Genomic DNA, 13,149 nt, shown 5'->3' with positions numbered 1-13,149 from the left:
CCCGCAGGCGTCCCGGCGGGCGGAGTCATGATGCGTGACATCAGCCGCAGCATGTCACGTATTTATAGGCGATTATCTCAGGCAATTAAATAGCGGCAAGACTAGTGGATTACCCGTTGTCCGGCGCGCTGTCGCGCAGGCGCCGCGCGTGCATGCGCGACTATCCGATCACGCTGGACAAGCTTCTGCCGAAGCTGCCACTGCAGGCTTGACCGGCTCGAGTTGCCATTCGTAACCCAGCCGCACGCCAGCAATGCCGCCCTCGTGGTCGTGGTCGATGACCGCCACCTTGGCCTGCTGCAGGGACCGCACACGCTGTTCCGGCAGGCCGAAGCTGGCCGCCAGCTCGTCGCCGCCCAGCGGCGGCAGCGGCTTGCGGCGGTCCATGCCGGCGAAGCGGATCTGGTTGTACAGGGCCCACACCAACAGCACCACGCCGTTGAACACGCCCACCAGCACGTACACCGACAGCGTGCCCATGGTGGGCATCATCGCGGACCAGAACGGCACGTCGAGGCCGGACGACGCTCCCGCCAGGATGTCGCGGATGCCGCTGGCGAAGAGGTAGAAGAACCCGGTCCACGCCAGCGCGGTCAGCACCGCGTCGAACGCCCAGCGCAGCGGTGCGCGCCGGGTACGGATGATCATGTTGTCGGGATTCATGACGATTTCATCGATTGGATGCCGCGATCGGGACTGTCCCAGCGCGCACGCTTGCGCCGGGTCTTGAGCATGACCTTGGGAAAGGCCAGCAGCGTGGTGAACATGCCGACCAGCCAGTACGCCAGCGGGTACCAGATGATCCAGTACAGCGTGCGCCCCAGGCGCGGCTCGTAGCGGCGGTCGATTGCCACGCTGATCATGAACTGCAATATGCAGACCGCCGCCAGCACCATGCCGGTAAAGCCCGGCGGCATCAGCTTCTGGATGCGGATATGCTCCGGCAGCTCGACGAAGTGCCCCAGCGCCCACAGCACGATCGACATGGCAAAGGCAAAGGCCCAGCCCGCCGACAGGCAGTACTCCGCCATCAGCGGCCACAGCCGGCGGTGGCGCCAGATCCAGATCGAGCGCACGTTTTTCATGAACACTTCGGCGCCGCCCTGGGCCCAGCGCAGCCGCTGCTTGAACAGGCCGCGCACGGTCTCGGGCATCAGGATCCAGCACAGTGCGCGCGGCTCGTAGAAGATCGACCAGTGGTCGCGCTGCAGCTTCCAGCTGATGTCGATGTCCTCTGTGATCATGTCCAGGCTCCAGTAGCCGACGCGGTCCAGCGCGCGGCGGCGGAACGCGGCGACCACGCCGGACACGGTAAAGACCTGGCCATAGACGCGCTGGGTGCGCTTGATCAGCCCGATGATCGACGAGAACTCGCCGACCTGGATGCGCCCCACCAGCGTGGACCGCGTGCGGATGCGCGGGTTGCCGGTGACCGCGCCCACGCGCGGGTTGGCCACCATCGGCGCGACCAGGTAGGCGGCAGCGTCGGGATCCAGCGCCGCGTCGCCGTCGATGCAGACCAGGTATTCGCCGCGCGCTGCCAGCGCGCCCATGCGCAACGCCATGGCCTTGCCCTGGTTCTGCGCCAGGTGCACCACGCGCAGCCGCTCATGGCGCTGCGCCAGCGCTTCCAGCACGGCGCCGGTGCCGTCGCGCGAACCGTCATTGATGGCGATCACCTCGAACTCGGGATAGCGCTGTCCCAGCGCGGCCAGCAGCGTCTCTTCGCCGTTCTGCTCTTCGTTGTAGCAGGGCACCAGGATCGAGATGAACGGTGTGCCGGGCACCTGCGGCGCCTCGCGCTGCTCGCCCCCCTGCCACTTGCGCTCCCAATGCAGCCAGAAGTACACGCCGCCGGCCATCCACAAGCCGGACATGAACAGCGGATAGAAGAACACGAAGGCCAGCAGCAGGTCGCCGGTGGCAAGCGCGGCCAGCGCGAACGGCAGCGCCAGCGCGAGGCACAGGATAACCAGGGCAAACAGTCTTTCGATCATGGTGCGGGGTACCAGGCGTTAGACAGCGCCGGGCGGATCAAGTCGAGCCGGGGCTGGTTGTTCAGGAAGTCGTCGGGGTAGTAGCCGAAGCTGCGCGCGCCGCGCCGCTGAAGGCGCTGCATCCAGCCGGCCAGCACCTTGCTGTCGACTGCGCCTGCAACCCCACCTTCTGGCTTGCGCCAGTCGCGCGCCTGCAGCTCGAACACCGTGCGCCGCAGCGCGCCGGGGCGCTGCGCCACCGCGTCGACGATGCGGTCGAGCCATTGGTGCTCCTGGCCGCGCGGCGCCTGCTCCATGTACGGCATCGCCATCGGCGCGGTCCAGTCGTATGCGGCCAGGAAGTCGTCGAGGTTCTGCGCGAACCAGGCTTCGCTGTCCGGCTGCAGGATGGGCATGGCGAAGATATTGCGCGCGGTCTTGATCGCCGGGCCGCGGATGGCGCGCACACGCTGTGTCAGTTCCTGCGTGAAATCGACCAGCGCACGGCTCTTCATGCGCGTCCAGCGCTGCATCGTTTCCGGGTCGGCGCGCAGCGCGGCAATGTTGTCCGGCAGCCCGGCCTTGCGGTACGCCGCCAGTGCCGGCGCGCTGGCGTCCTCGAAATCGCTGAGGGTGGCGTCGTCGTGGAACAGCAGGCCCTGGAAGAAGGCGTGCCGGGCCAGGTCTTCATAGACCTCGGCGATGCGCTGGCGCGCCACCGGGTCGAACGGCGACAGGCGGCGGTATTGCTTCGCGTCGACCCCGGCGCGATTGGTGGCCGGGTCCCAGCGGGTCACGCGCGGCAGCGACGGGTCCATGTCGAAGCTCAGCACCGGCATCCAGGCGTAGACCTTGACTTTGGCGCGGTTGCCGAGCTGCCATGCCACGCGGTTGAACAAGTCCGCGCGCATCGGCAGCCAGCGGTTCGGGAAGTACACCGACCGGACCAGGCCGCTGCCATCTTCGTCGGAGAACGCCTGCAGGAAGACCGTGTTGATCTTCAGGTCGTAGATGCGCTGCACCAGCCGGTCGAGGTTGCGATCGAGCTGGGCCGGGTCCGGATCATAGACGTAGTCCAGGTCGACGTGCGCGACGCGCATGGCGCTCGGCTCTTCCATCGTCGCCACCGACTGCGCGAAGCCGGGCACGCCGGGATCGCCGGTGACTAGCATGCGCGGGCCGGACACCAGCTTGTCGACGCTGGCCAGGCCGTCTTCCAGCGTCAGCGCCATCTCGTAGCCGTTCTCGCCGATGATGCGCAGCGCGGTGCCTCCTTCGGCGCCGTACGGCCATACCCAGACGCGCACCGGCTTGCCGGTGACGGCATGGACTTTCTTCGTGATGCGCTGCATGTCGGTACGCACGCGCGCCGCGTAGGTTGCGTCGGTCTCGTAGCGGCCGGTGCCGGCATCGAAGGCGCGCACCGCCGCGGCCGGCTCGGTATTGCCTTGCGGGTTTGCGTTGATGCCGTAGTGCAAGGCGTCGGTGTGCGCGCCGATCTCTACCAGCCCGGAGGCGGAAATCTCGCGCAGTTGCTGCCACGTCAGCAGGCGGTCGCGAGCGGTCGGCGTGCCGCCGAAATCGACCGGCTGGCCCGCCGGCGTGTCGAGCCACGCGCCGACCGGCGCCAGCACCGCGGGCCAGCGGTAGGCCTTCAGGATCGGCAGCACGCGCGCATGGAAGCTGCGGTAGCCGTCGTCGAAGGTCAGCAGCACCGCGCGCGCCGGCAACGGCTTGCCGCCGCGGCGCGCGGCCAGCACCTGGTCGACCGAGACCGCCTGGTAGCCGTTCTCGCGCAGCCAGGCCAGCTGGCCGATCAGGTGGTCGGTACGCACGCTCAGGTAGGCCTGGTCGGGATCCCTGTCTTCGACGTCGTGGTAGGCCAGCACCACCAGGTGGTTGTTCGGCCAGGGCTGTTCGGCGGCGGCGAGCGGGCGCTGCGCCGGCGGCGTGAACACCGGGATGTCCTTGGCGCAGCCGGCCAGCAGGCATGCGGCCAGCAGCAGCCAGAGCAGGCGGCGCCAGGCGCGCTGCGGGAATCGTGTCATGGCGGGGGTCCGGGTCAGAATCGATAGGTCAGGTCGAACACGATGCGCAGTTCGCGCTCGCGCTGGCCGTCATAGGGCCGGCTGCTGGCGGTGACGGTGGCGCCCACGTCGAACACGTCGTTGGTGCGGTAGCGCTGGCCGTAGCCGAGCAGCAGGATCGCGCCGGTGCCGAAGCCTTGCTGGCTGTAGGTGCCGGCGCCGCCCAGGAACTGCTGCTCCCAGGCGGTCTCGTAGCGGCGGTACAGCGTGTGCGTGAGCCGGGCCGACGGCAACACCGTCAGGTCCGCGCGCGGGCTGTAGTACGGCACGTCGGTGCGGCTGTTGCGCGAGCTCCACAGGTCCACCAGCAGGTCGGCCTTCAGGTGCGGCGCGGCGTAGATCCGCTGCACGCCGGAGATGCCGCCTTCGAGCCGGTCATTGCCGTCGCTGAAGTGCGACGGCGCCACCGTCAGCATCCACTCGCTGGCCTCGCTGGCGCGCCAGCGGCCGTAGACCTGCACGTTGTTGGCGTAAATGCCGTTGAGCAGCGCCCGCAGGGGCGTGGCGGTCGAGCGCATCGCGGCCGATGCGCCGATGCGCCAGCGGTCGTCCAGGTCATAGTCCACCGCCACCCGGCCGCCCTGGCGCGCGCCGTAGCCATATCCGTGCGTGGACAGCTCGGCCTCGACGGTCAGGTCGCGCACGCGCCGCTGCACGCCGGCGCGGGCCCAGCGGTAGTCGACACGCCCTTCGTCGAAGCGGCCGGTGGCATAGCCCACGCCGCCGAAGGCGCGCCAGTCATAGTGGATCGGCGGCGTGTACAGCACCGACTCGATGCCGAAATTGCCGTCGCCCACCACCGGGCTGTCGTTGGCCAGGCCGCGATAGCCTTCGATGCGCAGCTCGGCCTTGTTGTGCACGGCCCATTCGCGCGCCAGGCGGCGGGCGGCCAGGTCTTCGGGGAAGCGCGCCAGGGTATCGTCGCGCAGCATTTCCGCCTGGCGCCACTCCTGCAGGTCGAGCGCCGCGTGGCCCTGCTGCACTTCCACCGCGAGCGCGCGCGGCGCCAGCGTTTCGGCGGCCTTCAGTTCCTGCTCGGCAGCGCGCGGCCAGCCGCGCGCCAGGTAGACATTGGCCAGGCCCGCACGCAGGCCGGAATGGCCGGGCGCGTTGCGCACCAGCTCTTCCGTGCGCTGCTGGGCCTGCGGGGTGTCGCCGGCCTGCAGGGGCGCGAGCGTGGCGGTCTGCTCGGCGGACAGCCACAGTTCGTTGGGCTGGCGCGCCGGCTGGCCGCGCACCCGGCGCCATTGCGGCTGCTCGGCGCGGGCCTCGCTCACGGCTTCGCCCGCCGGGTCGAAAGCTTCGGCTTCGGCGTTGGCGTAGTACAGGCCGGTCTGGGCCTTCAGGCGCGTTTCGGGGTCGAGTCCGGGCGGATAGGCTTTGCGCACCTGGCGGAACAGTTCGGCGGCGTGCTCGGGGTGGCGCAGGTAGAGGTAGGCCGAGGCCACGTCGCCCAGCGCGTAGACGGGCACGGCGACACCCTCGGCGCGCAGCGCCTCGTAGCTGTCGACCACGTCCTGCATGCGCAAGCGCGCATGCAGCGCGCCGAGGCGGTCGATGCGGGCGCGGCGGTACAGGGCCTCGCTTTGTCCTTCCTTGTTGCCCTGCCCCTGCAGTGCGGGCAGCAGCGCGTCATAGCGCGCCAGCGCGCGGTCGGCGATGGCAAAGCGCTCGGCTTCCATCCGTGTGGGCATGTCGGCCAGCCGCACCAGTTCGGCGGCGGCGTCCAGTTCCAGCGTCTGTCGGGCCGCGGTGTCGAACAGTGTCGGCTGCTCGCCGGCGACGCGCAGCGCGGCATCGGGCAGCCCGGCGCGCTGCAGCGCGCCCACATAGGCGCGCACGGCGTCGGCGCGTTTGGGTGCGCGGGTATAGGCCTGGTCGGCCTCGAACAAGGCCTCGTACGGTTCGCCGGCGCGGGCCTGCGCATAGGCCAGCGCGAGGCGGCTGTCGACATCATCCGGCTGCTTGCGCACCAGGGCCTGGCCAGCGCTGACGGCTTCCGCGGCCTGGCCGCTGTCGGCCAGCACGCCGACCTCGCCCAGCGCGAACACCGGCTCGGCGGGGTAGCGCTGGCGTCCTTCGCGGTAGCGTGCCAGCGCCTCGTCCCAGCGCTTCTGGTCGCGCAGCGCGCCCGCCGCCGCGGCCAGCACCTGCGGCGGCGCGGTGCGCGCGGCGCCCGCCTGCTCCAGTTCGCCGTAGGCGGCCAGCACCTCGTCGGAACGGCCGGCCCAGCCGGCGATGATGATCCGGTCAAACGCCGCGCGCCGGTCCGAGGGAGCGCTGGCCACGCGCTCGCGCAGCATTGCCAGCGCACTGCCGTAGTCGCCGGCGCGGGCGCGCTGGATCAGGACTTCGTATTCGGCGTCAGCCTGCGCGGGGGCCGGCATGCAGCAAAGTGCCGCCGCCAGCCCGGCCGCGAGCCCGGCCGGCATGCGCCGGCGCAAGGCCTTGCGCCGGGCGGGACCGGTGCCGGCGCACGAAGGTTGCGTCATCAGTGAATCCATGGGATCCGCAGCCTGTCTCATCTATGCCCGAGCGCCGGCTCGCCTGCTGGAAGCGGGCGCGCGCCTGGGGTCCGTTATCGGCAGATGACATGCGGCACGGAGACACGGAACCCGATCGGGCCTGGCCGCAGGAGAGAGGCGGCAGGACAGGCCTACGGGATCCGGCGGGTACCGAGGAACCACGCCGGATGGCCAGCCCGCGATGGGCATGGCGTCGTGCAGACGCTACCGCCGCCGGTGGCGGGGCGCGTTGCCGCAAATCGGGGGAAAGTGTAAGCGCGTGGCGAAAATCAAATCGTGAACATTCGCAAACACATTTACAGCTTGCATCAAATTCCCGGGGCGAATTCTTGCCGCATTCCGCGGCTCGGGACAATACCCGTTCGGGGGAAACATTACTCGGTTCTGGCCAGGCGCCTTGCCTGGCCTGGCTTGGCGTCGCGAGAGCCGTGGGTAAAGCGGGAGTTTCCGGGGGCGGATTTGGCGGGGTATCAGGTAATGTCCGACATAACTCCTCGCGCACGAATATCTTGATTATTCGCTGGCTGGCAGGTGTCCGGAATTCGATAAATCAGCCCAATGGCGGATTTATGGTGGTAGAAATGCCGCCCTTTGGCGGCATTTCACCGGCCCCAGCGGGCCACCTGGCCGTCGATGCCCATTTCCAGGCCGCTGACGCGCTCAGTGCCTGCGGCCAACCCGCCACTTTGTATCGCACTGTATCTGGCGCGGCGCCGGACATGAAATCTTGCATTCCGGCCGCTGCCCGGAAACAAGCGGGATACGCGCGGGCGCTCCAATGCGGTCATCGACCCGACCGGAGCCCGACGATGACCGCCTGCCTTGCCCTGCCTGCCCCTGCCGCGCGGTGTGCCGCGCCGCGCCCCCGCAGGAGCCGCCAATGATCGACGCACTGCTTGCCTTCCTCGCCGGCGTGCTGACGATCGCCTCGCCGTGCGTGCTGCCGGTGCTGCCGATGCTGCTCGGCGCTTCCCTGGGCCAGTCGGACCGCCTGCGCCCGCTGGCCATCGCGCTGGGCTTCGTCACGGCGTTCTCGGCCTTCGGCATTGCCTTCGGCGCGCTGTCCAGCGCCTTTGCCGACGCCCACGGGGTGGTGCGCAACGCCGCCATCCTGTTCCTGCTGGCGACCGGACTGGCGCGGCTGTGGCCGGCCGGCTTCGCGCGGCTGACGGTGCCGTTCGGCGGTATCGCCGAGCGCCTGGCGGACCGGCTCGGCAGCGTGGGCGGCAGCGGCATGGCCGGCGGCTTTGTGCTGGGCATGTCGCTGGGCGTGGTCTGGACCCCGTGCGCGGGGCCGGTGCTGGCGTCGATCCTGGCGCTGGTGGCCAAGGCCCAGGACCTGCAACGCGCCGCCGCGCTGCTGGGGATGTATGCCGCCGGCGCGGCTATTCCGATGCTGTTGATCGCCTATGGCGGCCAGTTCGCCACCACCCATGTGCGCCGGCTGGCGCGCCATACCCAGCGGCTGCAGCAAGGCTTCGGCGCGCTGGTGGTGGCCACGGCCGTCGCCATGTACTTCCAGTACGACACCCTCGCCGTCGCTTGGCTGACGTCGCTGGCCCCGCTGACCTGAATCCACCAGCGGAATCTGTTCGCTGAACCCTTCCCCCACTGTCTGACACGGAGACTGCACCATGCACCGCATCCTGCGTACCCTGCTTGCCGCCACCACCATCTTCGCCGCCACCCACGGCGCTCCCGCTGCCGCCGCGCCGGCGGATTTCGGCAAGGCGCCGGAATTCACCGGCATCGAGAAATGGCTCAACTCCGAACCGCTGACCCTTGCCGGACTGCGCGGCAAGGTCGTGCTGGTAGATTTCTGGACCTACGACTGCATCAACTGCATCCGCACCCTGCCCCATGTGCGCCAGTGGTACGACAAATACCGCGACAAGGGGCTGGTGGTGGTCGGCGTGCATACGCCCGAGTTCGGCTACGAAAAGTCCACCGCCAATGTCCAGGCGGCGATCAAGCGCTTCGACATCCGCTACCCGGTGGCGCAGGACAACAAGTACGCCACCTGGAACGCCTGGCACAACCAGTACTGGCCGGCGCTGTATCTTGTCGACGCCAGCGGCAACGTCGTCTACAAGCACTTCGGCGAAGGCAACTACGCCCAGACCGACGCTGCCATCCAGAAGGCCCTGGCCGACGCCAGGCCCTGACTCCTCCGGCGCGCTCCTGCGCGCGGCGCAGCCCCCGGCTAGCGCCGCGGCGCGCCGGCTGTCGGGGGCCGCTTCAGCAGCGGATACGGGTTGATCGCACCCCCGGCGGCATAGATGCCGTAGTGCAGGTGCGGCGGCGTGCCGCGGGCGTTGCCGGTGGTGCCGACATAGCCGAGCACCGTGCCCGGTGCAACGATATCGCCGGCGCGTATTGCCGCGTAGTCGTCGAGGTGCGCGTAGTAATGCATCTGCCGGCCCGGTCCCATCACCCAGACCACCTTGCCGCCGAGCGAATTGGTGCCGACGCGCGAGACGATGCCTTCCGTGGCCGACTGCACCGGCCGGCCGCGCGGCGCGAAGATGTCGATGCCTTCATGCTTGCGCCCGCCGGAGCGCGCGCCATGCCACGTGTCGCGCAGCGCGCGCGGGGCGACGCCTTGCACCGGAACCGGCAGCGCGCTCGGCGCCGGGCGGGCCGCCAGCCGCACCGCGTAGATGGCGCGTTCGAGCTGGGGCTGCAGCCATGGCCAGGCGGCCCACAAGATCGCCGCCACCATCGCCGGCCCGACCAGGCGCCCGATCAGCGGCCGGCGGCGCGGCGCATCGCCGTACGGCGCCGATGCTGGCGAAGCGGACGGGTCAGGAGCCGGTCCGCGATGGGGATCGAATTGAGGCATTCCGGTTCGACGGCGGCGCGGCCGACAAATTCCGCACGCCGCCACGTGGCGTGCGCGTCTCTGCGCAGGCGACAGCCGCACACTGGCGAACCATTGCCGGGCGGTCCGGTCATACCTCGACTTATCGACAGCAACGAGGAGAAGGCATGGATTGTCCGGTGTGCCCGCAAACGCAACTGGTGATGTCCGAAAGGCAGGGCATCGAAATCGACTATTGCCCGAAATGCCGCGGCGTATGGCTGGACCGCGGCGAACTCGACAAGATCCTGGAGCGTTCCGTCGCCGCGGCGCCAGCGACGCAGGCCGTGGCGCCCGCTGCGCCGCCCCAGCAAAGCTACGGCGACCGGGACCGCGGCCATGAGTGGGGCCGCGCTCGTCATCATGACGGGGACCGCTATTACGACGAACGCCACCAGAAGCAATATCGGAAGAAGAGCATCTGGCACGAGCTGTTCGACTGAACGCTGGCTGCGCGCGATGCCGCGCAATGAATACGCCGGCGATCCCGCTATCCCCCGCTATCCCTTGCGCCGCCGGCGCGCCACCTCCGCCGCCGCGTCGCGCAGTTCCGGCGGCAGCGCGCGGATCTCCGCCGCAAAGAACGCCCGCTCGGCCGCGCGCAACGCCGGCAACTGCGCTGCCAGCCGCTCCACCGCCGCGCAGGCTTTGGCGGTTGCGCCTTGCTCGTGTGTCAGGTACCAGGCCGACTCCAGCAACAGGTTGGCCAGCTGCAACGGCCCCAGGCTGACATGGCCCGCGTCGTGGTCTTCCAGCGCAAAGGCGGCCACGGCCGACCAGCGCACGAATCCCTTGGCCGGAGCAAACGGCGCGTGGAAGGGCCGCAGCGCATCAATGGCATCGGCTACGGACAGCGGGCGCTGGCGGCGAAAGGCGGCCACGCTCTGCACGCCCTTGCCCTCGCCAGCATCGCCGGGCGCATCCGGCCCGCAGCTGCCGCGCGCGATGCGCAACAGGAAGATCGCGTTCCACGCGGTGCCGCCGCCCACCCCGAAGCGGTCGCAAATCCATTCCGACAACCCCAGCCAGCGCATCGCCTGCCGCTGCACCGCGCCGGCATCGAGCGCGCGGCCGGGGTCGGCCAGCCCATGGCGCCAGAACAGCCACAGGCACAGGCCGATATTGGCCGCGGCATGCTGCACGGCGTCGACCGAATCGGCTTCGTAACCGGCTTGCAACGCTGCCGCGAAGGCATCGAGGGCACGCTGCGCCGACAGCGCCGGCGCCACGCTGCCGGCTGCGGCCTTGCCCATCGCACCGGCCTTGTACAGCAGCCCTTCCAGGTTCAGCACCTCGAAGCGCAGGCGCGGGTTGTAGCGCACCGCCGGGGATAGCTCCGGATCCGCACGCAGCGCGGCCAGCCCGGCGCCGGCGCCGTCGTGGTCGCCGCGCGTATAGCGGGCCCAGGCGCGCACCACGTGCGCCATCGCCGCGAAGGTGGGCACGGCGGCGCCGGGGCTGCCTGCCCGGGACAGCCGGTCAAAGCGCGCCAGCGCGGCGCGGCTCTGCTCGAGGCTGCCGCAGCGGCGCCAGGCCAGGCTTTCCTTCAGCAGCGACAACGCCTGCTGGAACGGATCGCCGGCGCTGCGCTGTGCCACGCGGAACGCTTCGGCCACGGCGGTGCCGTGCGCGCCGGCATAGCCGTCCTGCGCGCTGCGCATGGCCTGCGTCAGTTCGCTCCAGAAGGCCATGTCGCGCATCACGTAGGCCGCGCCGTCCGCCATGCCGGACTCTGGCGCCCCCGCCTCGGCAAAGCCCAGCTGCCGCGCCAGCGCCGCCGGGCCCAGCGTGCGGCCGTGCGCGACGAAGCGCAGTTGCCGGGCCTGCGCCGCCGTCATCCAGAACGGCCCGCGGCTGCGCTGCGCGGGGTTGGCCGTTGCCGGATCGCGTTGCCGGTCCGCGCCCCAGCCCAGCGTCACGCCCCACCGGGCAAAGTCCGCGAAGGCGCGCGATACCAGCATGCGCAGGTTGGCGGCGGCCGGGAAGGCGCTGCGCACGGCCGCCGCTGTCACAACACCGCCGCTGCGCTGCGCATGCCAGGCGCGCGCCAGCAGCCAGACCGACTGGAAGCGGGCGGGCTCGCCATTGACGCGATAGGGGGCGCGGACGTCGATGCAAAGCAAGGCAGCGGACATGGGCTGGAGCAGTAGCAAGCTGGAGGCCGGAGAGGATGCGACGCCGTCATGTTACGCAGGTTACAGCGTGCGCGGTTGGCGTGCGTGGAGCGCTCTCCTATGCTGCGCACCACGGTCCGGGCCCGGATTGCCACCAGAAGATTCCTATCCAACCCAACACGCTACTGCCATGCCTATCCGAATCGCCCGTTTGCTGTCCCCGCTGGCCGTGGGACTCGCCCTGGTCTCTTGCGCCCTGCCCGCCACCGCCGCACCGCAAGCTGCACCGCTCGATGCGGAAGCGCTGTTCCACCAGGCCGGTACCAGCGGCACCATCGTCGTCCACGACCTGCGCCGCGATCGCGTGCTGACCTACAACGCTGCGCGCGCGGCCAGGCCGTATTCGCCTGCGTCGACCTTCAAGATCATGAATTCGCTGATCGGCCTGGACAGCGGCGCCGTGGCCGACATCGACCACGACAAGCTGCCGTGGGACGGCAAGGTCTGGCTGGTCGGCGGCAAGGCTGTCCTGCCCGAAGCCTGCAATGCCGACGTGCCGCTGCGCGTGGCCTTCCCCAACTCATGCGTGCCCGCCTACCAGGCGCTGGCGCGACGGGTCGGCAGCCCGGCCTACCAGCGCTACCTGACCGCCTCGCATTACGGCAATGCCGACAGTTCGGGACCGGTCGACCGCTTCTGGCTCAATGGCCGGCTGCAGATCTCAGCCAACCAGCAGATCGATTTCCTCAAGGGGCTGGTGCAGCGCACGCTGCCGTTCTCGCCGGCCGCGTTCGATGGCGTGGACCGGCTGACGGTGATCGAACGCACCGCAGGCTATACGCTGCACGCCAAGACCGGCTGGGCCGATTCGGCGCAGCCGGCGGTGGGATGGCTGGTGGGATGGGTGGAGCGCGGCGGAGACAACTACCTGTTCGCGCTCAATCTCGACCTCCTCAAACCCGAGCACGCCAAGGCACGGATGGAGATTGCACGCGCGGCGCTGCGGCAGGCCGGGGCGCTGCCGGATTGAGTTGCAGCCGACGCCTACGGCACCGTCCCGCCGAGCTGCCGCAATAGCTTCTTCACGATGTCATCGTGCAATGCCAGCGCGGCAGCGAGCGTGGGCGCGCCGTAGCTTTCGTTGTCCTGCTCCCCCATGCCAGTCACGCGGGTCACGAACAGCGGCGCTTCCCCTGATGCCTGCGCCAGTCCGCGAAAGCGCGTGGTGACCACGCCGCCGCTGTCCTGCAGCAGCGTGCGGCGGAACACCGGATCGTTCTCAGCCATCCAGCGCTCCCATTCCTCACGTGCCGCCACCTCCACCGGCCGGTTTTTCAGGTCCAGCACGTAGTAGCGGCTCCACTGGCCAGTCTCGGCGCGGGCCTTCATCTCTTGCTCCGGGTTGCTAGTTTCGGTCTGTCTTTACGCTAGCCAGCCAGGCGCCGCCGCGCAAGCGCAGTGTTCCAAAAGCCACTCCAGCCCGCCTGCGGCGCTTTCACCCACGGGTTTTCCCGCAGTTGAGTTCTGCCGTCGAGTATTCTTTAATTCAACCTGAATTAATTAATACCGAGCCGACGCGCCTACCAG

General features: G+C 69.6%; 11 protein-coding genes. 4 read left to right on the top strand and 7 right to left on the bottom strand.

Annotation, left to right across the window (positions count from 1 at the left end):
* Positions 1-168: 168 nt before the first annotated feature.
* From pgaD to pgaA, 4 genes are read right to left on the bottom strand one after another with little or no spacing between them, the layout of a single operon-like run.
* Positions 169-663, bottom strand: a complete 495-nt coding sequence (gene pgaD / locus E1J61_RS13525; RefSeq protein WP_133094556.1) for a poly-beta-1,6-N-acetyl-D-glucosamine biosynthesis protein PgaD — start codon at positions 661-663, stop codon at positions 169-171.
* A complete protein-coding gene (gene pgaC, locus E1J61_RS13520) occupies positions 660-1,997 on the bottom strand; it encodes a poly-beta-1,6-N-acetyl-D-glucosamine synthase (RefSeq protein ID WP_133094555.1) in 1,338 nt (445 codons plus the stop codon). The genes pgaD and pgaC overlap by 4 nt, the downstream gene beginning before the upstream one ends.
* A complete protein-coding gene (gene pgaB / locus E1J61_RS13515; protein WP_133094554.1) occupies positions 1,994-4,024 on the bottom strand; it encodes a poly-beta-1,6-N-acetyl-D-glucosamine N-deacetylase PgaB in 2,031 nt (676 codons plus the stop codon). The genes pgaC and pgaB overlap by 4 nt, the downstream gene beginning before the upstream one ends.
* A gap of 14 nt (positions 4,025-4,038) precedes the next feature.
* Positions 4,039-6,555 (bottom strand): poly-beta-1,6 N-acetyl-D-glucosamine export porin PgaA, encoded by a 2,517-nt coding sequence (gene pgaA / locus E1J61_RS13510; RefSeq protein ID WP_243736851.1) that lies wholly within the window; start codon positions 6,553-6,555, stop codon positions 4,039-4,041.
* A 913-nt stretch (positions 6,556-7,468) separates the two neighbouring features.
* On the opposite strand from pgaA, the gene E1J61_RS13505 reads away from it, so the two are divergent.
* A complete protein-coding gene (locus E1J61_RS13505; protein ID WP_133094553.1) occupies positions 7,469-8,161 on the top strand; it encodes a cytochrome c biogenesis CcdA family protein in 693 nt (230 codons plus the stop codon).
* A 61-nt stretch (positions 8,162-8,222) separates the two neighbouring features.
* Positions 8,223-8,753, top strand: a complete 531-nt coding sequence (locus tag E1J61_RS13500) for a thioredoxin family protein (RefSeq protein ID WP_133094552.1) — start codon at positions 8,223-8,225, stop codon at positions 8,751-8,753.
* A 38-nt stretch (positions 8,754-8,791) separates the two neighbouring features.
* Here the strand turns inward: E1J61_RS13500 and E1J61_RS13495 are convergent, their stop codons facing one another.
* Positions 8,792-9,310, bottom strand: a complete 519-nt coding sequence (locus E1J61_RS13495; protein WP_133094739.1) for a M23 family metallopeptidase — start codon at positions 9,308-9,310, stop codon at positions 8,792-8,794.
* A gap of 266 nt (positions 9,311-9,576) precedes the next feature.
* Between E1J61_RS13495 and E1J61_RS13490 the strand changes: the two genes are divergently transcribed.
* A complete protein-coding gene (locus E1J61_RS13490) occupies positions 9,577-9,891 on the top strand; it encodes a zf-TFIIB domain-containing protein (RefSeq protein ID WP_133094551.1) in 315 nt (104 codons plus the stop codon).
* A 57-nt stretch (positions 9,892-9,948) separates the two neighbouring features.
* Here the strand turns inward: E1J61_RS13490 and E1J61_RS13485 are convergent, their stop codons facing one another.
* Complete coding sequence (locus tag E1J61_RS13485; protein ID WP_133094550.1) at positions 9,949-11,583, bottom strand: hypothetical protein; 1,635 nt, start codon at positions 11,581-11,583, stop codon at positions 9,949-9,951.
* A gap of 169 nt (positions 11,584-11,752) precedes the next feature.
* On the opposite strand from E1J61_RS13485, the gene E1J61_RS13480 reads away from it, so the two are divergent.
* Positions 11,753-12,592 (top strand): class D beta-lactamase, encoded by an 840-nt coding sequence (locus E1J61_RS13480; RefSeq protein ID WP_133094549.1) that lies wholly within the window; start codon positions 11,753-11,755, stop codon positions 12,590-12,592.
* Between the two features lie 14 nt (positions 12,593-12,606).
* Here E1J61_RS13480 and E1J61_RS13475 read toward each other — a convergent pair whose 3' ends face one another.
* Entirely contained in the window at positions 12,607-12,951 is a 345-nt protein-coding gene (locus E1J61_RS13475; protein ID WP_133094548.1) for a hypothetical protein, read from the bottom strand.
* Positions 12,952-13,149: the final 198 nt, after the last annotated feature.

The organism is Cupriavidus sp. L7L (genome assembly GCF_004353535.1).
Classification (GTDB): domain Bacteria; phylum Pseudomonadota; class Gammaproteobacteria; order Burkholderiales; family Burkholderiaceae; genus Cupriavidus; species Cupriavidus oxalaticus_A.
The sequence above is the reverse complement of the archived record's forward strand: the minus strand, read 5'-3'. Positions and strand labels throughout refer to the sequence as shown.